This is a genomic window from Mesorhizobium sp. LNJC391B00 (assembly GCF_000502535.1).
Taxonomy (GTDB): Bacteria; Pseudomonadota; Alphaproteobacteria; order Rhizobiales; family Rhizobiaceae; genus Mesorhizobium.
In genome coordinates this window covers 274,819-298,972 of record NZ_AYWI01000007.1, presented here as the reverse complement: position 1 = coordinate 298,972, position 24,154 = coordinate 274,819, and the positions used below count along the sequence as shown (strand labels likewise).

21 protein-coding genes and 1 pseudogene are annotated in these 24,154 nt (G+C 62.9%); 6 read left to right on the top strand and 16 right to left on the bottom strand.

What is annotated here, in order from left to right; translation table 11 throughout:
- Positions 1 to 186 precede the first annotated feature (186 nt).
- Positions 187 to 444: a hypothetical protein gene (locus tag X750_RS145360; protein WP_245261076.1), complete on the bottom strand. Its 258-nt coding sequence runs from the start codon at positions 442 to 444 to the stop codon at positions 187 to 189.
- Positions 445 to 1,423: 979 nt separating this feature from the next.
- Between X750_RS145360 and X750_RS145370 the strand changes: the two genes are divergently transcribed.
- Complete coding sequence (locus X750_RS145370) at positions 1,424 to 1,648, top strand: hypothetical protein (RefSeq protein WP_156931519.1); 225 nt, start codon at positions 1,424 to 1,426, stop codon at positions 1,646 to 1,648.
- 255 nt (positions 1,649 to 1,903) lie between these two features.
- On the opposite strand, the gene X750_RS145375 is transcribed toward X750_RS145370, so the two are convergent.
- The 3 genes from X750_RS145375 to X750_RS145385 form a co-directional block, all read right to left on the bottom strand.
- Positions 1,904 to 2,452: a hypothetical protein gene (locus X750_RS145375; protein WP_023710080.1), complete on the bottom strand. Its 549-nt coding sequence runs from the start codon at positions 2,450 to 2,452 to the stop codon at positions 1,904 to 1,906.
- Between the two features lie 10 nt (positions 2,453 to 2,462).
- Entirely contained in the window at positions 2,463 to 3,638 is a 1,176-nt protein-coding gene (locus tag X750_RS145380) for a zinc-dependent alcohol dehydrogenase (RefSeq protein WP_031243126.1), read from the bottom strand.
- Positions 3,639 to 4,164: 526 nt separating this feature from the next.
- Positions 4,165 to 4,794, bottom strand: coding sequence for a TetR/AcrR family transcriptional regulator (locus X750_RS145385; RefSeq protein WP_023748019.1), 630 nt, complete (start codon positions 4,792 to 4,794; stop codon positions 4,165 to 4,167).
- Between the two features lie 123 nt (positions 4,795 to 4,917).
- On the opposite strand from X750_RS145385, the gene X750_RS145390 reads away from it, so the two are divergent.
- Entirely contained in the window at positions 4,918 to 5,814 is an 897-nt protein-coding gene (locus X750_RS145390) for an NAD(P)/FAD-dependent oxidoreductase (protein WP_023748018.1), read from the top strand.
- A 324-nt stretch (positions 5,815 to 6,138) separates the two neighbouring features.
- On the opposite strand, the gene X750_RS145395 is transcribed toward X750_RS145390, so the two are convergent.
- From X750_RS145395 to X750_RS145405, 3 genes are all read right to left on the bottom strand, one after another.
- Positions 6,139 to 6,852 (bottom strand): alpha/beta hydrolase, encoded by a 714-nt coding sequence (locus tag X750_RS145395; RefSeq protein ID WP_245271875.1) that lies wholly within the window; start codon positions 6,850 to 6,852, stop codon positions 6,139 to 6,141.
- A 110-nt stretch (positions 6,853 to 6,962) separates the two neighbouring features.
- The gene (locus X750_RS145400) at positions 6,963 to 8,411 is read right to left on the bottom strand and encodes an NAD-dependent succinate-semialdehyde dehydrogenase (protein ID WP_245271877.1); all 1,449 of its coding nucleotides are present in this window, start codon (positions 8,409 to 8,411) and stop codon (positions 6,963 to 6,965) included.
- 58 nt (positions 8,412 to 8,469) lie between these two features.
- Positions 8,470 to 9,696: an iron-containing alcohol dehydrogenase gene (locus tag X750_RS145405; RefSeq protein ID WP_023748015.1), complete on the bottom strand. Its 1,227-nt coding sequence runs from the start codon at positions 9,694 to 9,696 to the stop codon at positions 8,470 to 8,472.
- A gap of 172 nt (positions 9,697 to 9,868) precedes the next feature.
- On the opposite strand from X750_RS145405, the gene X750_RS145410 reads away from it, so the two are divergent.
- Entirely contained in the window at positions 9,869 to 10,567 is a 699-nt protein-coding gene (locus X750_RS145410; RefSeq protein WP_023704694.1) for a GntR family transcriptional regulator, read from the top strand.
- 152 nt (positions 10,568 to 10,719) lie between these two features.
- Positions 10,720 to 11,313 (top strand): DJ-1/PfpI family protein, encoded by a 594-nt coding sequence (locus X750_RS145415; protein ID WP_023667783.1) that lies wholly within the window; start codon positions 10,720 to 10,722, stop codon positions 11,311 to 11,313.
- 273 nt (positions 11,314 to 11,586) lie between these two features.
- Here X750_RS145415 and X750_RS1000000164815 read toward each other — a convergent pair.
- The 4 genes and pseudogenes from X750_RS1000000164815 to X750_RS145425 all read right to left on the bottom strand — a co-directional run bounded on the left by X750_RS1000000164815 (position 11,587) and on the right by X750_RS145425 (position 14,524).
- Positions 11,587 to 12,217 (bottom strand): annotated as a pseudogene (locus X750_RS1000000164815) (class I SAM-dependent methyltransferase).
- Between the two features lie 137 nt (positions 12,218 to 12,354).
- Entirely contained in the window at positions 12,355 to 12,954 is a 600-nt protein-coding gene (locus tag X750_RS145420) for an NADPH-dependent F420 reductase (protein ID WP_023708105.1), read from the bottom strand.
- A gap of 32 nt (positions 12,955 to 12,986) precedes the next feature.
- Positions 12,987 to 13,688: an SDR family oxidoreductase gene (locus X750_RS11245; RefSeq protein ID WP_245261085.1), complete on the bottom strand. Its 702-nt coding sequence runs from the start codon at positions 13,686 to 13,688 to the stop codon at positions 12,987 to 12,989.
- Positions 13,689 to 13,789: 101 nt separating this feature from the next.
- A complete protein-coding gene (locus X750_RS145425) occupies positions 13,790 to 14,524 on the bottom strand; it encodes an SDR family oxidoreductase (RefSeq protein WP_023751778.1) in 735 nt (244 codons plus the stop codon).
- 228 nt (positions 14,525 to 14,752) lie between these two features.
- On the opposite strand from X750_RS145425, the gene X750_RS145430 reads away from it, so the two are divergent.
- A complete protein-coding gene (locus X750_RS145430; protein WP_023667788.1) occupies positions 14,753 to 15,649 on the top strand; it encodes a LysR family transcriptional regulator in 897 nt (298 codons plus the stop codon).
- Positions 15,650 to 15,809: 160 nt separating this feature from the next.
- Here X750_RS145430 and X750_RS145435 read toward each other — a convergent pair whose 3' ends face one another.
- The 5 genes from X750_RS145435 to X750_RS145455 are packed head-to-tail and all read right to left on the bottom strand — an operon-like array spanning position 15,810 to position 22,424.
- Entirely contained in the window at positions 15,810 to 17,372 is a 1,563-nt protein-coding gene (locus tag X750_RS145435) for an indolepyruvate oxidoreductase subunit beta family protein (protein ID WP_023704701.1), read from the bottom strand.
- Positions 17,365 to 19,518 carry an indolepyruvate ferredoxin oxidoreductase subunit alpha gene (locus X750_RS145440; protein ID WP_023704702.1) on the bottom strand — a complete coding sequence of 718 codons (2,154 nt, stop codon included), beginning with the start codon at positions 19,516 to 19,518 and terminating at the stop codon, positions 17,365 to 17,367. The genes X750_RS145435 and X750_RS145440 overlap by 8 nt, the downstream gene beginning before the upstream one ends.
- A gap of 44 nt (positions 19,519 to 19,562) precedes the next feature.
- Entirely contained in the window at positions 19,563 to 20,045 is a 483-nt protein-coding gene (locus X750_RS145445; RefSeq protein WP_023667791.1) for a MarR family transcriptional regulator, read from the bottom strand.
- Positions 20,045 to 21,616: an NAD(P)/FAD-dependent oxidoreductase gene (locus X750_RS145450; RefSeq protein WP_023704704.1), complete on the bottom strand. Its 1,572-nt coding sequence runs from the start codon at positions 21,614 to 21,616 to the stop codon at positions 20,045 to 20,047. The genes X750_RS145445 and X750_RS145450 overlap by 1 nt, the downstream gene beginning before the upstream one ends.
- 16 nt (positions 21,617 to 21,632) lie before the next feature.
- Positions 21,633 to 22,424 (bottom strand): cyclase family protein, encoded by a 792-nt coding sequence (locus X750_RS145455; protein WP_023708108.1) that lies wholly within the window; start codon positions 22,422 to 22,424, stop codon positions 21,633 to 21,635.
- A 119-nt stretch (positions 22,425 to 22,543) separates the two neighbouring features.
- On the opposite strand from X750_RS145455, the gene X750_RS145460 reads away from it, so the two are divergent.
- The gene (locus tag X750_RS145460; protein WP_023748013.1) at positions 22,544 to 24,118 is read left to right on the top strand and encodes an NAD(P)/FAD-dependent oxidoreductase; all 1,575 of its coding nucleotides are present in this window, start codon (positions 22,544 to 22,546) and stop codon (positions 24,116 to 24,118) included.
- Positions 24,119 to 24,154: the final 36 nt, after the last annotated feature.

The window sequence follows — 24,154 nt, the reverse complement described above, 5'->3', positions numbered from 1 at the left end:
AAGAAGCTCGCTCTACGCCAAGCCGCATGACCAGTTTCATGATCGCCCATTTTGCAGAACTTGACGCACACAACCCATCACCGAAAAGCTGCTTAGTGCGACCTAGCACCGAGAGATTCCCGCTGCGGCTGGGTAGCGCCTAGCTCCGTGCGCCCATGAACGGGTGGGGCGAACGTCCTGATAGAGCTACGGCTGTAGAAGCGCGCCGCCAAACTGCGCCCACAAGCGCTCGCACTCTCTCGCCCTTAGGCTCCGGGTGCCGGGCGCGCCATAGAAGACCATGGCGCCGCGAATGTCATATCCAAGCACCGAGGCGTTGGCCACGAACTGGATGGCTCTTCCCAAGCTGGTGATGCCGATGTCGACCTCAGCCTTGTTGGTGAGGTCGACCACACCGAATACTTCCGCATTGGCGCTCCTGCCCGCCAAAACGGCCGTCGACATCGCATCATTCACGGCAAGAAGCATTTCGGTGAGTTGCCCGGTGAAAGGGCTCTACAAACGCTCAAATGTCAGGTTTGTTCCCAACCGGCCTTGGCGGCTTTCCGACTACCAAACTGGGTCCCGCGGCCTCTCATGTGCGTGTAGTTGACATCGTCTGCTGGACCGAACGGTCAGGCCGAAGAGCCCAGTTCCTCTCAGCATCAAGCAGTTCATTCTGCTCAATCAAGCCGTTCATAAACAGCCTGAGTATATGCGCGGCTATGCGCTCTCCGTTCTGCGAAGCAAGAGGTAGGGCGCGCTCTTTGCAGACCGTGTGACAAACCTGGGCGAGCATCTCAATGTCGCTTGGCCCCAAAAACCGACCCGGATACAACATACCATTTTCCTGTTGGAGAGTTGGACTATCCATTACGCAGGGTCACCGGCAGCCACAATCAACTATGATAGTGAGATGTCGAGTCCGGTGGAAAAAACAGTGAGGTCCCAAAAGCGGTCGCGCTTGTCTCCGATTGACAGATGCCTCGACGCTACACCGACCAGCGCTACCGCACCCGCTTCATCGACGCGGCTTTGCAAAGGCCTATGACCAGTTCGCTACCAGCTGCCGGACCGCCCAGGCGAGCATGCCGCCGGCCATTACCGAAAGCGCGATGTCGTGGATGAGGCAGCCTTTTCCGTATACATCCAGTTGTTACGCTGCGCATCTGCTTCGGTTCGAAAACTCGCCGCGAGCCTGGCGTGCTCGCGTGTCCGGGCCGAAACAGCCCACATGCTGATAACGACATCGATGAGGCTGCCGCCGACTCGTTGGCATAGGATGCTTCCCGGCATGGGCATCGACCAATGCCCCGGGCCGACCAGCACGAACCTGCGGGGGCTTTCCCGGAACAAAGCGTCGACGATCCGGTTCGGCAGGAAGCGGCCAAATTCATGCCATCGGAGATGCCGAGGCAGATGACAGATGAAAGGGAAGCTGAAGATGACGAAGTCTGGCGACCGCACCGTTCCCGGCGACGGCAAGATCGAAACCGGCCCGAACACATCTCCGCAACAGGATCCGGCAGAGGGGTCGCGCGAGACAATCGATCGCGAACTCGAGCGGACAGACGACGATAATAATTCCGACGAAGCGGAACGCTTGCGCCGAGACCTGCGGAAAGGGGTGGCGGAAGAGACCGAGCTTCCCGAACGCGGCTCGGCCTGAGGATCGCCGGAACCTTGCCAAGGCAAGAGACATGGAAGGCTCGACGCCGGTCGGATCGCTGCTTGCTTCGTGCCTTTAACGCACCGGCCACACAACCCATGCGCGGCGGTGACCCAGGAGATGGCGAGAACGGCCGCGCGACGGTCCACTCTGTTCCAGCAAACTCGGCTCGCCGAGAGCTACCACCTCTGGCGTTAGGGCCTGACGAGATGCCACCTCTCCAGGTCGCATGCCGCCAGGGTTCCGCAATCTCTATCAGGCTGCGCCGGCCTTCTGGCTGCGCTGCGAGCGGGCACGGTCGCGGGCTGCGGCAGTGCCTCCGGGAAAGCCGCTTCGATCGCTGTAGTCGCGTGGCTTGGTCCCCCTCCGAGAGTGGCGCGCGGTCACGCTTTTCGCACCGATGATGTCGAGCAATGTGATGCCGGCGACCATCGCAAGCGCAAGGCCCACATTATCGCGCTTTGGGTTGCCATGCCGATACGCTGTCAGCAATGTCGCGATATCCAGGCCGTCGCCGGCCACCCGGCTCCACAGCCCCGCTTGCTTGTCCACTGAAAGCGAGAGTATGCCGCTGCTTATTTCCCGCGCCCCATAAGCGCGGATCAGATCTTCCTTGCCGCGCATGCCGAGCGCGCCGGCAATCCGCTCGGCGCCAACCAGCTCGGCGACGCCAAGCGCGATGCTGAACCAGCCGAGCTTGCGGGCAAGGCCATCGGAGGCCGCGACCGCACTCTGCCCAGTCTTCAGCACTTTGGGATCGCCAGGCGATCGGGTGATGTTGGTAAGTTTGGCAATCACGTTCATGACGATTTCCCTACGGTTTCAGCACAACCTTGATGCAGCTGTCCTGCTTGTCGCGAAACACCTTGTACATCTCGGGTCCCTGCTCGAGCCCCACGGTATGTGTGATGACGAAGGATGGGTCGATCTGGCCATCTTCGATGCGGCGCAACAGATCCTCGGTCCAACGGTTGACATGGGTCTGCCCCATTCGGAAGGTGAGCCCCTTGTTCATTGCCTGTCCCATCGGAATCTTGTCGACCAGCCCGCTGTAGACGCCGGGGATCGAGATCACGCCGGCCGGCCGGCAGACATAGATCATCTCACGCAAAACGTGCGGTCGATCATTTTCCATCAGCATCAACTGCTTTGCGCGATCGTAGACGGTATCGGGCTGGGCCAGCGAGACGTGGCTTTCCATGCCGACGCAATCGATGCACTTCTCCGGGCCCTTTCCGCCGGTGAGTTCCCGCAGTCGTTCGACGACACTTTCCTCGGCGAAATTGATGGCGATGGCGCCGCCGGCCGCGGCCATGGAAAGCCGCTCCGGCAGGCAATCGATCGCCACCACCTGTTTCGCGCCGAGCAGCAGGGCGCTGCGTATGGCCATCTGCCCGACTGGGCCACAGCCCCACACCGCAACCGTATCGGTGGGCTCAATGTCGCACTGTGCCGCCGCCTGCCATCCGGTAGGAAAAATATCGCCGAGGAAGAGAACCTGCTCGTCGGTAAGGCTGTCAGGCACCTTTATGTGCGTGGCATCGGCGAACGGCACACGCATGTATTCCGCCTGTCCCCCAGGATAGCCGCCGGTCAAATGAGTGTAGCCGAACAGACCCGCGGTGGTGTGCCCGAACACCTTGTCACCGAGATTCTTCTTGCGGTTTGTGCGTTCGCAAACCGAAAAGTTCTGTCGCTTGCACTGGTCGCACTCACCGCAGATTATGGTGAACGGCACGACGATGCGGTCTCCCTTCTTCAGAGCGCCGTTGACGCCCTTGCCGACCTCAACGACCTCTCCCATCATCTCGTGGCCCATGATGTCGCCGGGCAGCATGGCTGGCACATAGTTGTGGTAGAGGTGAAGGTCGGAGCCGCATATGGCACAACTCGTCACCTTGATGATCGCGTCACGTTCATCCTCAATTTCCGGGTCCGAAACCTGATCGCAGCGTATGTCTTCCTTGCCGTGCCAGACCAACGCTCGCATAGCTTGCTCCTATTTTCGCAAGATCTGTGGGTAGGGACCTCGCGCCTGTCCTAAGCGGGCCGATGCCTGGTTGGATCGACTGTGCCGCTGCTTGTCGAACCACAGGGGCGGACCGATGTTCCGGGAGCTCGAGAGAATTTTTGGGCCATTCCAGACCCGCACCTTGGAAGGATCTGTCGCGGGCACCAGCGGCCTTCCCCGGGGCGCGTCGGGCACGAGCCGCTGGAGTCCGACCCACGAATGGACGTACTCAAGTGTACCAAAAAACGTTCCGTCCGCAGGTGTCCTTCGCGGCGGCTGACACGTCATCTGCTCGGTTCTGGCGTCCGTAACCGGCATTCTCTTCCTCGCCCGCACAGGGTCGGCCGAAGCAGCGCTGTGACCGGAGCAGGTAGGAGATGCCGCTCACCGGCGGGCGCGCAGCCCCACCCCGACGCGATCGACACGAGGTGGATGGGCGCCATCGCGACGGCGGCTCTAGCGGAGTATTTCGCAGAAATACAATGATTAGCGGCAGGGCAGACTGCTAGCCGTGCGCAGCCATGAACATGGCGACGGCCGACCGGCAATAGGATTCGACTTCGTTGTCGTCCGCTGCTCTCGCCTCATCGAAGCGTGCGATAATCAGGAGATCGGATCCTTTGAAAAGCGCGGCAAACAAGCGGGCGGACCGGAGAGGATCGGGCACGTTCAGAACCGCCTTCGCGTGCAACTGACGCAACAGGGCCTCGATTTGGGCGATGACATTGGCGGGGCCGGCTTCGTAATGGAGCTTGCTTAAGGACTTTGGATTCGTCTGGTCGGCCATGACCATGGCTTCGACACTGCGGACATCTGATCTCAAAAGCGTGCGAAGTAGGGATGATCCCACCGCCATGAGCTGATCCTCGACCGAACCGCCGACGCATTCAAGAAGGGCCTGTGGTGTAAACAACTGATGGCAGCCGGACGCGATGGCCGCGCTGAACAGCGCCTCCTTGTTCTCGAAGTGCCGATAGATGCTGAGTTTGGATATCTTCGCCCGCTGGGCGACCTTGTCCAATGTGGTCGCTTGAAAACCCAATTCCACAAAGAGTTCGGACGCAGCGTCGAGTATCGTTTGGCCAAGCGCCTCGTTGGCGGGCCGGCCGCGCCGGCCCTGGCTATTTTCGGTCACGACAATTCCAGTCCTTGACAGTATCCTAATTCTTGGATTACGATACCATGTAGTTTCTGAAATGCGCAAGCCGATGGGTAGGTTTGGTCCAACCAGCCCCTCATCCACAACACGGAGCCCATCATGGATGACGTCATCATCATCGGCGGCAGCTTTGCCGGTCTCGCCGGTGCCCTGCAACTCGGCCGTGCCCGCCGTAAGGTCACCGTTCTCGATACCGGCCTGCCGCGCAACCGCTTCGCCGGCCACTCGCATGGCCTGCTCGGCCACGATCACAAGCCACCGCTGGACATCCTGGCCGAGGCGCGGCGGCAGCTGGCGCGCTATCCCACGATCAAGCTGGTCAATGCCCGGGCCGACAGCCTCTCCGGGGCCATCGACGATTTCTCCGTCCTCACTGGCGATGGCGGAAGCCTCGGCGCGCGCCGCCTGATCCTGAGCTATGGCGTCGCCGACCAGATGCCTGATGTTCCGGGCTTTGCCAAAGGTTGGGGCACGTCCATCGTGCCCTGCCCCTATTGCGACGGCTTTGAAGTCGCCGGCCAGCATTGGGGCCTCGTCTGGTCCGGCCCGCCGTCGCACAATTATGTCAGGCTGTACCACGATTGGACCGACAGGTTGACGGTGTTTGCCGATGGTCACGACATTCCTCCCGACATCCGGGCCGGTCTGGCGCGCCGCAACATACCTGTCGTCGACGGCCGGATCAGCGAGATCGCCCATCAAGGGGGGCATAACGCCACCGTCAAGCTCGATACCGGCCCCAATGTCGCGGTCGACATCCTGTTCGCGCATCCGCGCAACAAGCCGTCCGCAAGCCTGCACGAATCACTGGGCCTCGCCACGGTCGATACGCCCCTCGGCGTAATCCTCAAGGTCGACGAGCGCCGCGAAACCAGCATGCCCGGCATCTACGCCGCGGGCGACCTCGCCAACCCCCTCACGCCGCCATCGGTCACCCTGGCAATATCGCACGGCGCGACGGCTGGGATCTCCGCCCAGCAGTCGATGCTGGTTTGAGAGCGCAGATTCCCTTCTCCGGGTGCCGCAGGCTATCATATTCTGAAGGCGAGGTTACGGAACGCCGGCCCGCTCTCCCCTGAGGGGCATCTTTGGCCGGTTGGCTTTGAGAACTCAACTGCGCTGCCGGCATGACGGCGCTCGCCGACATCGGTTATCAAGCTCAATCACGCTGGAAAGCATGAACCACGTCGACGTCGACATCGCCGGCGGGCTTACGGTATGGCGACCGGTGGCGGAAGATTTGCCACCGCTGTCGGCACCTCGATGCTGCGACGCTACTTTGCAGAACGGTCGCGCCCAGCAGCGCTTCTGGCGGAAGTCTCAGGCGGCCACGACGCGCGCCAGCAGTGACGCGGCCTCGGTACCAGCCAAGCCAAGGTCACGGACGCTGCTCATGTGATTGGCCCCACCAAGGGTGGTGCGCGAAACAGTCAGTCCCTGTGTGTCAAGGTGGTCCGTGAAGAGTGCGGCCTGGCTGTGGAACGGCGGCGTTTCATCGGCGCCGACCGAGATATCTACGCCCACGGATGGATCGAAACTGTGGTCGATCGGCGAGAATCGGCGGGCCTCCTCGTCGGTGATCGCGATCTCCGCGGCAAGGAACGACATCTGCAATGGCTTCAGGTCGTAAAGGCCGCCAAGCAGCAGCGCAGCTTTGATGCCGGAAGGCCGCTCGTCACCGTCGAAAAGCATTGTTGCCAGATGCGCACCGGCGGAATGACCGCTAACGGTCAGCAGGCCGGGATTGCCGCCATGGTGTGCGACATTGTCAAATACCCATCGCTTGGCGCGGCGCACCTGGTCGACGATCCTGGCCATCCTGACGGTCGGCATCAGCGCGTAGTCGACAATGACCGCGATCGCACCTGCGTTCGTAACGGTCTCGGCGACGTAGGAATAGTCGCGCTTGGAGAACATGCGCCAATAGCCCCCGTGGATGAACATGTGCACCGGCAGGCGGTCCCGTTTGCCCTCGGGAAAGAACAGATCCACGGTTTCGGTGGCGTCAGCCCCGTAGGCGACATCGGCGACCATGGGAACATTCGCCCTGGTCTCCTCGCTTCTGCGAACGATCTCGGCGACGATGTCATCGAACTCGACCACATGATCGCGAATGCGAAACGGATCTTTGGCGTGATGTCCGCTCACAGGGTCACGGCGATGTACTTGGCCTCCATGAACTCGGCAACGCCGTGCTTCTGGCCGCCTTCTCGCCCCAACCCGCTTTGCTTGACTCCGCCGAAGGGCGCCGCCGGATCCGACATCAGGCCGCGGTTGAGCGCGATCATGCCCGACTCGATCTTTGATGCCACGCGCATTCCTCTGGCCAGGTCGCGCGTGTAGATGTAGGCCGCGAGACCGTATTCTGTGTCGTTGGCCTTGGCGATGACCTCCGCCTCGCTGTCGAAGCGCATGATCGGCGCCACCGGACCGAATATCTCCTCGTGGAGCATGGCGGCGTCGGCCGGCACGTCCTTGAGCGCCGTTGGCGGATAGAAAAAGCCTCTGCCTTCAGATACGCCGCCGCCACACAGGATTTTGGCGCCGCGGGCAACGGCGTCCTGCACAAGCCGGTCGATCTTGTGCACAGCCTTCCTGGTGATCATCGGCCCGCATTCTGTGTCTGAGTCTGTGCCCGGGCCCAGGTTGAGTGCCGCCATGCGTCTGGTCAAGCCTTCCGCGAAAGCATCATGGATGCCGGCCTGGACGTAAAGCCGGTTGGCGGCCGTGCAGGCTTCACCGGCGTTGCGCATCTTGGCAACCATCGCACCGTCAAGGGCGGCTTCCAGGTCGGCGTCGTCGAAGACGATGAAGGGTGCGTTGCCGCCAAGCTCCATGGAACAGGAGATGACGTGTTTCGCGGCTTCGGCCAGCAGCACGCGGCCGACGCCGGTCGAGCCGGTGAAGGACAGCTTTCGCACGCGCGGATCGGCCAGCATGGCCGCCGTCACCGGCCCGGGGGTCGAGGTCGTCAGGACGTTGACGACGCCGGGCGGCACGCCGGCCTCCTCGTAGAGCGCCGCAAGCGCATAGGCCGTCAGCGGCGTCTCGCTGGCGGGCTTCAGGATCACCGTACAGCCGGCCGCCAGCGCCGGAGCGATTTTACGTGTCGCCATGGCGGCTGGAAAATTCCATGGCGTGATGAGCACGCAAATGCCGATGGGCTGGTAGTCGACAATGATCCGGTTCGCGCCCGAGGGCGCAAGGCCGAACTCGCCGTTGATGCGGACCGCTTCCTCGGCGTTCCAGCGAAAGAATTCCGCCGCATAGGCGACTTCGCCGCGCGCATCGCGCAGCGCCTTGCCGTTCTCCAGCGAGATCAGCGCGGCCAACGTCTCCGCCCGTTCGGTCATCAGTTCGAAGCAGCGCCGCAGGATTTCCGATCGCCTGCGTGGCGGGGTCTCGCGCCAGCCGGCCGCCGCCTTTGCGGCAGCGTCGACGGCGGCGGCGGCGTCGGCGAGCGTTGCATCGGGAACCGCAGCGATCACGGCTTCAGTCGAGGGATCGACCACTTCGATCACGCGGCCCTCCGATGAGGGCCGCCAGCGTCCGCCAATGTAGAGACCGTGCGAGACCGTGGCGTAGTCGAACATATCTTGATCCTCGTCGGATATGCCTGCGGCAATGTTCATTGGATGAACTCCTGGTCGATCACATCATGGTGGCGGACATGTCGCCGTCATAGGCAGCCCTGACCAGCTGTCGCATCGCGGCGAGGTCGAACGGACGCGGATTGTTCTTGATCAACCGGTCGATGCCGAGCGCCTGCTCAGCCGTCCAGTCGATCTTGTCTTCGGGAAGACCCAGTTCGGCCAATGTCGGTGTGATGCCGATGGCGCCAAACAGCCGGCTCACCTCACGGATGGTGGCGTGCGCCAAGGCATCGGCGGCGCCGCCCTGAAGGGAAAGGCCAAGAGCAGTGCCGACTTCCGCAATCTCCGCGGCTGCTGCGGCCAGATTGTAGGTCATCACGTAGGGCAGCATCGTGGCCACTCCCAGGCCATGCGGGGTGTGGGTAAGCGCGCCAACGGGATACTGCACCGCATGGGCGGCGGCCGTTCCCGCCGTACCGAAGGCGCAACCGGCGGCCAGCGCTCCCATCATGACGTCGGCGCGCGCATCCTCGTCCGATCCGTCGCGATATGCCTTTTCGAGACTGCGGCCGAGCAGCCTGATGGCCAGAAGCGCGAAATGGTCGGTCAGAGCGCTCTTGCCGATGAACACGTGCTGTTGCGGCAAATGAGGGTCGACGCCGCGTTTGGCCGCTGTATAGGCCTCGATTGCGTGCGTCAGCGCGTCGGCGCCGGCGATCGCCGTCAAGGACGGTGGACAGGTCACCGTCAGATCCGGATCGCAAAGCGCCACTGCCGCGATGAGATGCGGACTGGCGATACCCACTTTCAGCGTCCGATCCGGGTCGGAGATCACGGCGACGGGGGTCACCTCGGAGCCTGTTCCAGCCGTCGTCGGCACTGCGATTACCGGAAGGGTAGGGCCGGATACCTTGAACTCGCCATAGTAGTCCTCGAGCTTGCCGCCATGGCTGAGCAGAAGTGCAGCGCATTTGGCCATGTCGAGGCAGCTGCCGCCCCCGATTCCGATCACCATGTCGGGCTTGAAACCCTTCGCCTCCGCAATGCAGGTGGCGACGCTGTCGCGCGGCACATCCGGCAGCGTTCGGTCGAAGACCAGCGCCTCGATCGCCGCGTTGTGCAAGCCAGCCAGAATCTCGGCGAACTGCGACGTCGCCGCGAAGCGCTCATCGGTACAGACGAACGCACGCCGCCCATGTCTGGCGGCAATGGCAGGCAGGACATGGCGCTGGCCTTTGCCAAACAGGATCTCGCTCGGCAGGCGCGCCGCTGCAAACAAGCTCATGCACAAAATCCTGCGAAGACGGATTGGAAGCCGACAGGCTTGGCTTCGTGCCAGAGGCCGACCTCGGCGCTGCAGGTCATGATCATGCGATATCCTCATAAAATCGTATAGGATATAGGATTGAGTTTCGCGGAGCATCATGTTAGTGGGTGGTTCTGTCAAGAGGCAAACGATGCAGAACACGGACCTGACGGTTGACAATGAAGCCCGTGCGACCGGTCGTATTCAGCGCGCCAACAGTCTGGCTGGCGACGTTTACGAAGCAATCTTCGCGCAGCTCATGTCTTTGAGGATTGCTCCGGGATCGCGCATCACCGTCGACAATCTCGTCAAGGAATTCAACGTCTCGCATACCCCCATTCGTGAAGCGCTTGGCAGGCTGGAGGGGGAAGGGCTGGTTCTGAAAACCCACCTGATCGGCTATCGCGCCGCCCCGCAAATCACCCGCCGGCGCTTCGACGAGCTTTACGAGCTGCGTCTATTGCTTGAACCTGCCGCCGCGGCCAAAGCCACCGCAACAATGGACGGCGAGCGCCTTGCCGCGCTGCAGGAGACGGCCGGCGTCATGGCTCGGCGGGTGGGGAAAGACGAACGCCTGCGCTATTCGAACTTCGCCCGTCAGGATGCGATCTTCCACGACAAGATCGTCGAGTTCGCCCAGAACGAACTCATTCGCGAGACGCTGAATCACCAGCATACCCACTTCCATATCTTCCGCCTGATGTATCACTCCAGGGTGACCGAAGAGGCGCTCGACGAGCACGAGGCTATTCTCGCTGCCTTTGCCGCGGGCGATCCGGACGCCGCCGAAAAAGCCATGCGTGCGCACATCGAAAATTCGCGGGACAGGCTCCTGCCTGCGTTCGAGTAGCCTGGCGATGTTGCTTGCCCGAGGCACCCTCAAGCGCGGCGCGCCGCTGTTCGCCCAGCCTGCCGCCTACGAATTCTCGTTCTGGGCCGATTTCGATACCGGGAAGGAGGCGCAGTGCACCTCGCCCCTGAAACAAGCCGAGAGGAAAAGACATGCCAGCCAAAAAAATCCTGATGCTGACCGGTGATTTCACCGAGGAGTATGAAATCTTCGTCTATCAGCAGGCGATGGAAGCGGTGGGACACACCGTTCATGTCGTGTGCCCCGACAAAAGCGCCGGAGACATGATCAAGACATCGCTGCACGATTTCGAGGGCGATCAGACCTACACCGAAAAGCCCGGCCACAACGCGCTGATCAACAAGACCTTTGCCGACGCCGAGAAGCAGCTGAGCCAGTACGACGCTGTCTATTGCGCCGGCGGTCGTGGCCCCGAATACATCCGCACCGACAAGCGGATACAGGCAATGGTGCGCCATTTCCACGAGGCGAAAAAGCCGATCTTCACGATCTGCCATGGCGTCCAGATTCTGATCGCGGTCGACGGCGTCGTGCGCGGCAAGAAGGTGGCGGCGCTCGCCGCTTGCGAGCCGGAGGTGACGCTTGCCGGCGGCACTTATATCGATTTGTCTCCCACCGACGCCTATGTCGATGGGACCATGGTTTCAGCCAAAGGCTGGACCGCGCTTGCGGCGTTCATCCGTGAATGCCTGAAGGTGCTGGGAACGGAAATCCACCATTCTTGAACCGTTTGTCCCGGCGCATCCCCCAGGGATGCGCCGGCTCCCTCAACGGCGCGGCGACTTCCGTCATTTCATCAAGTTCAGATCAGGAACCTGCGGCAGGTGTGCTCCAGAACCTTGTCGCTATCATCACCTCGGACGCCTTCAAGGCGCTGCCCGCATCGCGTGCGTGCACCAGCGCGCCATCCTCGTTGACCTTTCCCAGCTTGACGGGTGCCAACCCGAGTTGATTGGCCCATTGGAGAGGTCGACATGAAAGTCGGCGCCCGGGAGCTGTCAGGGTTTCACGAACCGGAACGCGAAGCGATCGGTCTCGCCCTTGATCGCGGGATCGAACACCTTGATCGAGTGCGGGTCATCCTTATTCACCAGCACGGTGCTTTCCGCGTCCAGTACGAAGCCGGCCGCCTCCACCTCCTCGCCGACGAATGCAGGGTCGATCCGATGCAGCGACCGGGTCGCTCGTGCCCGACCCAGCGGCGGCGGCGTGGTCGACGATGACGTAGGACCCACCGGGTTTCAGCCGCTTGTAGACAGCTCGATTGAAGTCGGCCGCCGTCGCACCCTTCTTCTGGACCAGGGCGGTGTGAAGATCGTGGTAAAACAGGTGCAGCCATAGGACATCCGCTGGCGGCGTGACCTCCGGCATCGCGACGAGATCCGCCGAGGCGGCTTCGACGTTCTCTCGGCCCGGCTCCTTCGCGAGCGTCCGCATGAGGCCGACCGGATCGTTCTTGAAGTGGGCGACTTCGGCCGGCACGAAGCTGTAGACCCGCCCCTCTGATCCGACGATGTCGGAGAAGAGGCGCGTCCAGTCTCCGTCGCCAGGGTAGACGTCGATCACGGTGGAGCCCGCCTCGATTCGTGCGAACCGGATTAACTCGGATACCTTGGATTGGTCGTACATCGAAATCTCCTTAGGAGTGGATATTCTTCTCGGTGCTCATAGTGATTTCTCCATTTTGCTCGGATCGGATCGCGCTTGATCCGATCCGAGTTCCGATCGAGTGCGTGGTTTCTTTGCCGGTGGGGACGTCGCGCTCGTCAGTCGAATTTGACCAAGTCCTTGAAGATCAGATGACCCCAGCTGTCTCCGCGCGCCTGGACCAGCAGGCCACCTTCCGACACCCCGCCAAGCTTGATCGGCGCGAAACCGAGATTTTCCGCAAGCTCCCCAGTCTGTGTTGCGGCAGCATCATCGTCGCTTGCCAGGAACACGACCCTCCGGCCACCATGTACGGCCGGATCCTGATCAAGCACCGGGGCGACCAGATGGTTGAAGCCCTTGACCAGTTTTGCGCCAGAGAAGGCCTGCGCAATGAACTTGGAAGAAGGTTGTCCTCCCAGTTCCTCCGGGGGCACGCCATAGGCATTGGTCACATCGATGATCGTCTTCCCCTGCCAGGTGGGGAGTGCCTTCGCGAGATCCGGGTGCGCCTCGAAGCGGACAGCCAAAAAGATGATGTCCGCCTTGATGGCTTCCGCCAGTTTTTTGGGGATGATCGTGGGTCCGATCGCGGCCGCATCGGCGGCAAAGCTTTCCGGGTCGCGTGTGGTTGCAACGGAAACTTCGATGCCGTTTCGGGCAAACGCCTTGGCAAGGGCCTGTCCGATATTGCCGAATCCTACGATTGCATAGTTCATAGTACTTCTCCGATCTGGTGCTAATGCCGGGGTCAGACTTGCGCCATGCCTCCGTCTACGGCGAGATCCACGCCGGTGACGAAAGAACTTTCATCGGAGGCGAGGAACGTGACGGCAGCAGCGATTTCCTCTGGTTTGCCCCTGCGACCCATTGGGATCTGTGACGCAAACTGGGCGGCCGCTTGCTCGGCTTGCTCAGGGGTAAGGCCAGTCGTTGTCTCCAAGGCCGGCGTCTCGATTGGTCCCGGACTCATTGCATTGACGCGGATTTTGCGGTCTTTGAATTCCAGTGTCCAAGCGCGCGCGAAGTTGCGTACAGCCGCCTTGCTCGCGGCGTAGGTACTAAACCCTGGAAGCCCCAACACGTTCGACACTGAAGAATTCAGGATGATCGAACCGCCGTCTTTGAACAGGGGAAGGGCCTTCTGCACCGTAAAGAACAGACCCTTCACGTTCACATCGAAGGTCTGATCAAAATGTGCCTCGGTAGCGACGGCGAGCGGTGCGATCGTCCCCGCGCCGGCGTTGGCGAAGAGAATGTCGATATGACCATGTTTCACCTTCACGACGGCATAGAGGCGATCCAGATCTTCCAGGAGCGACACGTCACCCACGACCGTCGTAACGTTTTTCATGATGAAGGCTGCGGCCTCCTTCAGCTCCTTCTCTCTTCGCCCGGTAATCACGACGTGCGCTCCTTCTTCTACGAAGCGCTTGGCTGTGGCCAATCCGATCCCGCTGCTTCAGCCCGTGATGACTGCGATCTTGCCTTCGAGTTTTTTCATAATTCTTTGTCTTTCGTTGCGCGCGGCCCAGGTACGGACCGCGCTGGGGGTCAGAGTTGAGCCAGGCCGCCGTCGACGGCGACTTCGCTGGCGGTCATGAAGCTGCTGTCCGGCGACGCGAGAAAGGCGGCCACGGCCCCGATCTCCGCCGGATTGGCCATGCGCTGGAGCGGAGTCATCGCGCCGTAGGCCTTCTGGCCTTCCTCGCCCAACGCCTCCTTCGCGAGTTCGGTCGCCGTCGCCCCGGGCGACAACACGTTTACCCGGATGCCGGTGCCCTTCAGGTCCTCCGCCCAGGTCCGCGCCAGGTTGCGCACTGCCGCCTTGCTCGCGCTATAGGCAGTGAACCCCGGAGCGCCCGTGGTGCCGGCGCTCGAGCCGGTCAGGATGATCGAACCGCCCTGGCTCATCAGCGGCAGCGCCTTCTGGACCGTGAAGATCGTACCCTTCACATTGGTGTCGAAGGTTTCGTCAATGTGCCTGGCGGTGATCTGCCCGAGCGGAAGCAGACTTCCCGCCCCGGCATTGGCGAAGACGATATCGAGGCTTCCGCGCTCGGCCTTCACCGCAGCGTAGAGTCGGTCGAGGTCGGCCTCATCCGAGACCGAGCCCTTAACCGCGCGGGCACTAGGCCCAAGGTCAGCCACGGCGGCGTTGAGCGCTTCCTGCCGGCGGCCGAAGATGAAGACGAAGGCGCCCTCCTCGATAAAGCGCTTGGCTGCGGCGCGACCGATGCCCGTAGCGCCGCCAGTTATCACAGCGGTCTTTCCATTCAGTCTGTTCATGTCATGCATCCTTCGTTTCGCCGTCTCGTATCTTTGGCTGTACGGGAAAGTCCCGCGAGAGCCTCAAGATGGGTTCGCCGAAGTCGGGCGGTGAGTGCGCAATCGCGCACATCGCTGGTGCGAAAACGATCCAGCTAGATGATTGAACGCCGCGGCGACCGCACGAACTACGGCTGATCGTGTTAGTATGGGCTTTGCAAGCCGCACTTCGCTGCGCAGGAATGCACCATGATCGACTGGGATGACGTTCGCTACTTTCTTGCCGCCGCGCGCGTAGGCTCGGTGCGTGCTGCCGCCGCACACCTCGGTGTGAACCACTCGACCGTGCTGCGGCGCATCGCTCAGCTCGAGGAACGCCTCGGGGCGCAGATGTTCGAAAAGCTGCCTTCCGGCTACCGCTTGACGGCTGCGGGCGAGGAGGTCCTCGATCTCGCGACCCAGATGGAAGCGTCGTCGCACCAACTGGAGACGCGAGTCTTCGGTCGTGACCAGAGCGCGCGCGGGCTTTTGCGGGTGACGCTTCCACCGTTCCTCGCCACACACCTGCTCATGCCGGATCTCGCCGACTTCGCGCGTTTGCATCGCGACATCGAGATGGAAATCTTGTCGTCCGGTGAGCTGGCAAATCTGACCAACCGAGAGGCCGACGTCGCGATCCGCATTGTCGCCGACCGCAAGACCCTGCCGCTCAATCTTCACGGCCTGAAGGGACCGGAGCTGTTCAGCGGCGTCTACATGTCTCGCGATCGACTAGCCGCGTGGCGTGCGGGCACGCCTGATCCCATCCGGTGGATAGGCATAGACAATCATGGAATTCCGGACTGGGCGCGCGAGGGAGAAGTTCACGTCACGGGAGTACCGTTCAGGACACCTGACGCCGAGACGCAGATCATCGCGGCGCACCAAGGGATTGGGATAACGAAACTGCCGTGCTTCGTCGGAGATGCCGACCCCCTGCTGGTGAGGGTGCCGGGGATCGACGTGCCCATGCATGGGACACTGTGGCTTCTCACGCAAGGCGAGACACGCAAGACGAAGCGGGTGCGGCTCTTCACCGAGTTCGTATCCCGCAGGCTCGCCGCGTACGCTCCGCTTCTCTCGGGGCTGTCCATATCGCGCGACTGACGCCCGCAGGTCGGCCGGCAACGCTTCCCGCAATCCGGGTGGAAGCCGAGCTGCGATCGCTTGAAGCGGCGTGTTCAATCCGCGAATCCAGTGGGAGTAGGGAAACGGCGGCAGTAGCGTAGAGGTACCAGCCTAAGCTCGACCTCCTCCGACACCATGATCACAACGATGCCACCGTCTTCAGCGCGCCATCGAGCATGTCGCCTTTCTCGTCTTTCAGCGCAGCTTCGCGCAACCGCCTGATCCAGTCGGCAGCGTCATCGCGGCCCTTGACCAGATCGAGCGCCGACAGCACGCGATCGAATTTGGACTGGGCGCGGAGGTGGGTGTCGCTGTAGCCCTTGATCAGCCGGCGGCAGTTCAGGATTTCGACGGCGAGCGCGTAGTCCTGAGGCGCGTGGCTGAGCGCCAGCGCATACCAGCGCTCCAGATGCGCCGTCTCGACCTTGTGGCGCAACAGGCGCCGCCGCCAGCGGCGCAGGCCTCCGATGAACCAGAGGACCGCAAAGCCGGCAAAGCTGTCGGTGCGAATGCGCCGGCCATGGTTGATGCGACGATCAAGGAAAGCAGCGAGTTTCGGCCGGTTCTCAATGTAGCTGCCCAACCCCGCCGGCAAAGTGCCGCAGAACTCCTCGATGCGCGGATGGAAATACTCGGTTACCTGCAGGATCGAGCCGTTCTTGACGCCGACCTCGCGGCGCACGCGCTGGTCGCGGGTCGAGCGAGTCTTGAGATCGGCGACGCGGATCATGTCGTCATAGCACAGCGCGTTGGCCAGATGCTTGGCGGCGGCGATGGACAATGCATGGGCGTGGCCGGGATCATCAAGCGCAACGGCCTTGTCCAACCGGTCGAGATACTCGCCGCCATAGGAGATGTCCTGATAGTCGACGACCTTTCTCAGCGCCCGGAGCGCCATGTCGCGCACCGCCGCGGGCATCAGGTCGATGCGGGCAGCCAGTGCCTGCCAACCCTGCAGCAGGTTCTGCGGACCGCTCACGCGCCCTGCACCCGGAGCGGGGTCGACCGTGGCCGGTTCTGCCGGCTCTGGCGCGGGGACGGTCGTACCGCGCGCGCGGTCGTAGGCAACGGCGAAGGCAGCGAGGCTGGCTTTCGCGCCCCGGCCGCCGGCGCCGATCGCTTGCTCATAGCTTTCACGCCTGAACGGCAATGCGTCGGAGCCTGCCAGCGCGCCAAGGAGGCTGGCGGAAATCATCGAGCCATTATCGGCGGCGATCTTTTCCATGTCGAAGGCGATGAAGCGTTTCGATGCAGCTTCCGCCGTCGCGTGTACCTTCGAAGACGAGGCCCGGCCGTCACCCGGCTCGATCTTTTCCGACACCGCGGCAATGCGATGCGAAGAAGCAATGAGCGTGGTGCGATCGGGCGTGACGAAGCCCCTGATGATGGCGCGGCCGGCTTCCATCAGCTCGGCGGCGATCAGTATGTCGACGTCGCCCTGCGAAGGCGACAGGGCAAAGACCGGCAGCCGGCCGGTGTCGCGGGCCATCTCGACGTAATAGATCGTAGCGCCGGTGCGCTGGGCGACGCCGGCGACGGAGGTCGATTGCGCGACGTAACCATTGCGCTCGGCGACATCGGTGATCCAGTCGGCGAGCACACCGCCGCCCTGGCCACCGACCGCGAGCAAAGCGAGTTTGATCACCGGCTCGGTATCGGCGGCACCGGATTTCGGACGCAAGGGCGAAGCCTGGTCAAGCATCGGCGAACGTCAACCTGCGGCTCTCGCGGCGGCGCTGCATCAGGCCGATCACGGCGCGGCGAGCGCTTTCCAGGAAACGGTCCCAGCGGCCCGGATTGTGCACGACATCGGCGCGGTAGAAGGATGGGCACAGCACGGCGGCGTCCGCCACCTCGCCGCAATTGCCGCAGCCGACGCAGCTCTGGTCGATCGATGCCACCGGATCGTCACGCAACGGATCGTCGAGCGATTTCACCGACAGCGACGGGCAGCCGGACAGCCGCATGCAGGCGTGGTCGCCGGTGCAGATGTCCTCGTCGACCCCGAATTTCGGCTTGACGACACGGGTCCCTCCCTTGATCGCCTTGTCGACCAGCGGCTTTTCGCGACGCTGGCGGTTGAGCATGCATTCGGAAGAGGCGACGATGACCTTTGGTCCCTTTTCCTCCGTCGTCAGCGCCTCGCGCAGCGTGTCCTGCATCTTGCCGACATCGTAGGTGCGGTCGATGTGGCGCAGCCATTTGACGCCCATGCCCTTCACCGCTTCGGTGATCGGATGCTTGGTCGACTTGGTCTTGTTGCCCGCACGCGACGACAGGATGTCCTGCCCACCGGTGGCGGCGGAGTAAAAATTGTCGACGATGACGATGACGCCGTCGTTCTTGTTGAAGACCGCGTTGCCGATCGAGGAGGTCAGGCCATTGTGCCAGAAGCCGCCATCGCCGACGAAAGAGATCGACCGCCGTTTGGCGTCGGGCGAATTGAACGCCGATGCCGATGCCGGCCCCAGCCCGTAGCCCATGGTGGTGGCGCCGAGCTCGAAAGGCGGCATGATCGAGAACAAATGGCAGCCGATGTCGGATGCGATGTGATGGTTCCCGAGTTCCTGCTCGACCAGCTTTGTCGCGGCAAAGATCGGCCGCTCCGGGCAACCGATGCAGAAGCCCGGCGGACGGCCCGGCACGACGTTGATCAGGTCGGCGGCGTCGACGCCATCGCCGACCTTGTTGGGCGCGCGCACCTCGCCCGGCAAGAGATGCGGGGATTCGGCGCGCAGGAAGGCGCCAATGCCGTCGAGCATGACCTGGCCGGTATATTCGCCGGCCATCGGCAGATATTCCTTGCCGACCAGCCTGGTGCCGCGCCCGGCCTTGTGCAGCATGGCGGCAAAGGCTTGCTCGATGTAGTTGGGCTGGCCCTCCTCGACCACGAGCACCGCCTGCTTGCCTTCGCAGAAGGTGAGGAACTCGTCGTCGATCAGGGGATAGACGGCATTGAGCACGTAGAGCGGCACATCGGTCTCGCCATAGGTGTCAGCGAGGCCGAGACGCTGCAGCGCGCGGATGACCGAATTGTACATGCCGCCCTGCATGACGATGCCGACCGAGCCGTGGTCCGAGCCGAAGAATTCGTTGATCTTGTTCTTGGCGATGAACTCCACCGCCGCCGGCCAGCGCTTCTGCACCTTCTCCTTCTCGTGCAGGAAGGAGGCGGGCGGCAACACGATGCGGCCGGTGTCGCGGCGCGGCGCGTCGAGCGCATCGGCCACCGTCATCGGCGGGCGCTTGTTGTCCTTGGCGATGAAATGGCCATGCACATGGCAGCAGCGGATGCGCACCTGCAGCATCACCGGCGTGTTGGATGCCTCGGACAGCTCGAAACCATCCTCCACCGCCTTGACGATCGACGGCAAATTGGGGCGCGGGTCGAGTAGCCAGACCTGGCTCTTCATGGCGAAGGCATGGCTGCGCTCCTGCATGATCGAGGAGCCTTCGCCATAGTCTTCGCCGACGATGATCAGCGCGCCGCCGGTGACGCCGCCGGAGGCGAGGTTGGCCAGTGCGTCGGACGCGACATTGGTGCCGACGGTCGACTTGAAGGTCGCCGCACCGCGAATGGGGTAATGCACCGAGGCCGCCAGCATGGCGGTGGCGGTGGCTTCCGAGGCGCTCGCCTCGAAATGCACCCCGAGTTCGCCCAGAATCTCCTGTGCGTCGGCCAGCACGTCCATCAGATGGCTGATCGGCGCGCCCTGGTATCCGCCGACATAGCCGACGCCGCATTGCAGCAGCGCCTTGGTGATGGCGAGAATGCCTTCGCCCGCAAATTCCTCGCCGGCGCCGAGCCTGAGTTTTTCGACTTCCTTGGCAAAAGAGCGTTCGGCCATTTTTCCAACCTTCCGTTGCCGGCGGTGCGGCCGGCGCCTAACGTCTAGATGTCGTGCTTGCGAATGTTCTTCAGCATCTTCTGCAATGTGGCGATCAGCGCCGCGTATTCGGCGTCGTCGACATCGTCGAACATCGCCTCGAACGCGTCATGCATTGCCGGCCAGGCGCGCGCGAACTCGGCGCGGCCGTCATCGGTCAGGAAGACATGGCGGATGCGGCTGTCTGTGACGCCTTGCTCGCGCCGCACGAAGCCTTGCCCTTCCAGCGTGTCGAGCGTGCGGCTCAAGGTCGACTGCTCGATGACGGTGTAGACCGAGAGGTCGTTGACGGTGACACCGTCGGTGACCGACAGCACGGCGAGCGTGCGGACCTGCGGAATGGTCAGGCCCTGCTTGCGGAAATCGTCGCGCAAGGTGGCGTTGTAGCGCCCCATGATGCGGTTCATCAGATAGGGCGCGAATTGCTGCAGGCCGATCTGGCCAAGCGTCGAAATGCGCTGGCGTTTTTCTGCGACCTTCTGCTCCATCACAGCCTGCCCGCCAGAAGAAAGCCGGAGCCGCCGCCGAGCCCTGCACCCGGATGGGTGGAGGCGCCGATGTGATAGAGGTTTTTGATGCCGGTCTGATGGTTGCGGCTGGTCTTGAACGGCCGCCACAGGAACGACTGGTCGATGGTGGACGACCCGCCATACGGGTCGCCGCCGACCAGATTGATGTTCATCGCTTCGAGATCGGCCGGTGAATAGGCGCGGCGCGCAATCACGCTGCCCTTGAAGCCATCGATGTGGCTGGCGAGAATGGTTTCGACGCGGTCGGCGTAGGCTTCACGCAGCGCCTCGGTCCATTGTCCGTCAGCCGGTGCATGCAGCGTGCCTGCGGCGTCGCCCTTGATGTGCCTGGGCGCCTCGGGCAGTTGCAGCCACAGGATCGCCTTGCCCTCCGGGCAGCGCGACGGATCGAGCGCATGCGGCTGGCCGACGCAGATGGTCGGCACTTCGGGCAGCATGCCGCGCGCCGCCTCGTTGCAGGCTTTCGAGACGCCATCGAGCCCCGGCGTCAGGTGCAACAATGCCACCTGGTCCAGGCCAGCACCGCGCCATGCCGGCGGCTTGTTCAGCGCATAGTGAATCTGGAAATTGCCTTTGCCGTAGCGATATTTCTGTGTCGCTTCGACATCGGCCTTGGGAGCCTCGCTGCCGAGCAACCGGTGGTAAAGCTGCGTCGGCGTGACCGAACAGATGACGCTCTTGTTTGCTGTAATCGTTTCGCCCGAGGCGAGCCGTACGCCGGTCGCGCGGCCACCGCTCTGGACGATCGAGGCGACATCGGCGGCGGTACGGATGTCGCCACCACGTTCCCTTATCAGAGCTTCGAAGGCGGTGAGCAGGGTCTTCGCTCCACCCTTGACGATCGGCGCCCCGGCCGCTTCCAGCGCGAAGGCAATGACCTTGGCGATCTGCCCTGAGAAGGCGTCTTCCGGTCCGAGCCCGGCGTGCAGCACCCAGGGCGCCCACAGCGCGCGGATTGTCTCGGACCGATAGGTGCTTTCCAGCCAGCTGCGCGCCGGCACCAGTGCTTCGCCGAGAAAGGCGGCAAGGCCGCGTGGGCTGCGCCGCCAGGCATCGCCGGCCAGCAGTTTCGCCGTCGGATAGGACCACAGGCTGCCGCCGAGCAGGCCGAACAACAGGCCGGCATTGCGCTCGATGCCGCTGACATCGTCCGCATGCCGGTCGCCATCGTCGGCGGCAATCGCATTGATTGCCGCGACATTGGCGGCGCGGTTGGTGGTGAGCACTGCATGACTGCCGTCCGGCCGCAGCACGCCAGTTGGCGTGCCGGTGTGGCAGAATTCCAGCCCGTGCCTGGCGAGATCGCCGCCCAACGCCGCAAAAGCCGGCGAGGTGATGAACAGCACGAAGGTGGTTGCCATCACGTCATGGATAAAGCCGGGAGCGGTGATCTCCTCGGTACGCACGCAGCCGCCGATGCGGTCATTGCGCTCGAGGACGAGCACACGCGCCCCTTTGCCGCCGAGCATCGCCGCGCAGACCAGCGCGTTGATGCCGCTGCCAACGATGATGTGATCCGGCTGGCTCACCTTGGCGTGCTTTCACCTAGCCGTTGGATACAAGCGCCAGCGCGCGGATAGGGCTGCCGGTGCCATGCTCGATCTTGAGCGGTGCGGCGATCAGGATGGCGCCCTTTGGAGGCAACTGGTCGAGGTTGCAGAGGCTGGCGAGGCCATAGCGGTTCGCCTTGTGCATCAGCGTGTGGGCTGGAAATGGCGGCTCCATCCCGCCTGCCTTGCCGGCATCGGTGCCGATCGTCTCTGAGCCCCAGCCCTTGATATCCTTGCTGATCAGGAACTGGATGGCTTCGGCTGTCGGACCTGGCGTATGTGGGCCGGTTTCGTTGGCGTTGAGGAATTCGGCTTCCGAGCCATTGCGCTTATACCAGTCGGTGCGCATCACCACCCACTCCCCGGCGTTGATGGCGCCATGCTTGGCTTCCCACGCCTTGATGTGGTCGACGGTGAGCAGGAAGTCGTGGTCAGCGGCGGCTTCCTTCGAGCAGTCGATGACATTGACCGGACCAATGAAATTCTGCGCCGGAATGGTGTCGGTGGCGCCGTCCGGATAGTCCTTGCCGCTGATCCAATGCTGCGGCGCATCGAAATGCGTGCCCGAATGCTCCCCAAGCTTCAGCCAGTTCCATGCCCACCACGGGCCGTTCTTGTCATAACGGGAGATGTTATGGATCTCGACCTTTGGCGTGTCGACGGCAAGCTCCGGCGGCAGCTTGATAAGAGGCGTGTCGGGTCCGAGTTGCGCAGAGAGGTCGACCACCCTGATGGCGCCTGAAAGCAGCTGGCCGGCGACTTCGCCGAGGAGTTTTTGCGTGTCCATGGTCTGAAGTTCCCTCTTTCTGGTGAAGATCAAGGCTCGTCTCGGCCCTTAATATCCTACTAGACGAAAACATATGCATCTGCAATTATCTTTAAGCATAAAGGAAATGGGAACGGGGCGTGAGCGAGTTCGACGCCATCTTTGTCGGGGCGGGCCACAACAGTCTGGCATGCGCCGCGCATCTGGCGCTGAAAGGCTGGAAAACCGGGATTTTCGAGCGCAGCGCAGCAATCGGCGGTGCCGTCCAGACCCACGAATACACCCTCCCAGGGTTCCGGCACGATTTCGGTGCAATGAATCTGAGCCTGTTTGCCGGCTCCGCCTTCCACCGGAAATATGCAAATGAATTGAAAGCGCAGGGTCTTGAGTTCGCGCCGGTCGCCGACTGTTTCGCCAGCGCCTTTCCGGACGGACGCTGGTTCGGCGTCAGCAATGACTTGGAAAGGACTGCCACGCGGCTGGCCGCGTTCTCCGCCGCCGATGCCGCGACGTGGCGCAAGCTCGTTGCCGCCTTTCCTGCTGAGGCCGAGCATCTGTTCCGGCTGCTGGGATCGCCGATGAGTGCCCGCGCGCTTGCCGGCACCGCCTGGAACCTGTGGCGCAAGAAGGGCATGTCAGGCGCGCTCGATACCGGCCGGCTTTTGCTGTCGTCACCTCGCGCCTGGCTGGAGGAGACCTTCGAGTCGCCTTATGTGCGGGCAACGCTTGCCACCTGGGGCATGCATCTCGATTTCGCACCCGACATCGCCGGCGGCGCCGTGTTCCCCTATCTGGAATCGATCGCCAACCAGAGCTTTGGCATGGTGCTAGGCAAGGGCGGCGCCGACACGATCATCCGGGCGCTGGCAGGTATGGTCACCTCGGCGGGCGGCACGATCGTCACCGGGGCGGAAGTTGCCGAGATCACCGTTGCCGGCGGCAAGGCATCGGGCGTGCGACTCGCTTCAGGTGAGACACATACGGCCACCAAGGCAGTGATTGCCGGCGTCGCGCCCAGGGCGCTGACCGGCAAGTTGCTGCCCAACGGTTCCGGCGACGCCGGCTTCGACACGGCGATGCAGAAATTCCGGCACGCGCCGGGCACGATGATGATCCATCTGGCGCTCGACGACCTGCCCGATTGGCGCGCCGGCGCGGAGCTTCGGCAGTTCGCTTATGTGCATCTGTCGCCGTCGCTCGACGCGATGTCGCGCACCTATCAGCAGGCGATGGCGGGCATGCTGCCGGACGAACCGGTGCTGGTCGTCGGCCAGCCGACCGCGATCGATCCGTCGCGCGCGCCTCAGGGCAAGCATGTGCTGTGGGTGCAGGTGCGCATGCTGCCTGCCGAAATCCTGGGCGATGCGGCAGGCAGGATCGCGCCCGCGCATTGGGATCAGGTCAAGGATGCCTACGCCGAGCGCGTGCTCGACATCATCGAGATATACGCACCCGGACTGCGCCCGAAAATCCTCGGCCGTGCAGTGTTCTCGCCAATCGACCTCGAGCGTGAGAACCCCAATCTCGGCGGTGGCGACCAGGTCTGCGGCAGCCACCATCTGGCACAGAATTTCCTGTTCCGCCCGGCGCGCGGTTATGCCGGCTGGAACACGCCGGTCGGCAATCTGCATCTCATAGGCGCCGCGACATGGCCCGGCGCCGGCACCGGCGCGGCCTCCGGCTTCATGCTCGCGCAACAGCTTGGCGGGAGGTAGCTCGCAAGATTTCATGAAGGCGACGAGAGGCAAGGC

Coding starts and splice junctions, on each gene's coding strand:
- X750_RS145360 (WP_245261076.1), bottom strand. CDS start 444: ATGTCGACGGCCGTTTTGGCGGGCAGGAGCGCCAATGCGGAAGTATTC.
- X750_RS145370 (WP_156931519.1), top strand. CDS start 1,424: ATGACGAAGTCTGGCGACCGCACCGTTCCCGGCGACGGCAAGATCGAA.
- X750_RS145375 (WP_023710080.1), bottom strand. CDS start 2,452: ATGAACGTGATTGCCAAACTTACCAACATCACCCGATCGCCTGGCGAT.
- X750_RS145380 (WP_031243126.1), bottom strand. CDS start 3,638: ATGCGAGCGTTGGTCTGGCACGGCAAGGAAGACATACGCTGCGATCAG.
- X750_RS145390 (WP_023748018.1), top strand. CDS start 4,918: ATGGATGACGTCATCATCATCGGCGGCAGCTTTGCCGGTCTCGCCGGT.
- X750_RS145395 (WP_245271875.1), bottom strand. CDS start 6,852: ATGGTCGCCGATGTCGCCTACGGGGCTGACGCCACCGAAACCGTGGAT.
- X750_RS145400 (WP_245271877.1), bottom strand. CDS start 8,411: ATGTTCGACTACGCCACGGTCTCGCACGGTCTCTACATTGGCGGACGC.
- X750_RS145405 (WP_023748015.1), bottom strand. CDS start 9,696: ATGAGCTTGTTTGCAGCGGCGCGCCTGCCGAGCGAGATCCTGTTTGGC.
- X750_RS145410 (WP_023704694.1), top strand. CDS start 9,869: ATGCAGAACACGGACCTGACGGTTGACAATGAAGCCCGTGCGACCGGT.
- X750_RS145415 (WP_023667783.1), top strand. CDS start 10,720: ATGCCAGCCAAAAAAATCCTGATGCTGACCGGTGATTTCACCGAGGAG.
- X750_RS145420 (WP_023708105.1), bottom strand. CDS start 12,954: ATGAACTATGCAATCGTAGGATTCGGCAATATCGGACAGGCCCTTGCC.
- X750_RS145425 (WP_023751778.1), bottom strand. CDS start 14,524: ATGAACAGACTGAATGGAAAGACCGCTGTGATAACTGGCGGCGCTACG.
- X750_RS145430 (WP_023667788.1), top strand. CDS start 14,753: ATGATCGACTGGGATGACGTTCGCTACTTTCTTGCCGCCGCGCGCGTA.
- X750_RS145435 (WP_023704701.1), bottom strand. CDS start 17,372: ATGCTTGACCAGGCTTCGCCCTTGCGTCCGAAATCCGGTGCCGCCGAT.
- X750_RS145440 (WP_023704702.1), bottom strand. CDS start 19,518: ATGGCCGAACGCTCTTTTGCCAAGGAAGTCGAAAAACTCAGGCTCGGC.
- X750_RS145445 (WP_023667791.1), bottom strand. CDS start 20,045: ATGGAGCAGAAGGTCGCAGAAAAACGCCAGCGCATTTCGACGCTTGGC.
- X750_RS145455 (WP_023708108.1), bottom strand. CDS start 22,424: ATGGACACGCAAAAACTCCTCGGCGAAGTCGCCGGCCAGCTGCTTTCA.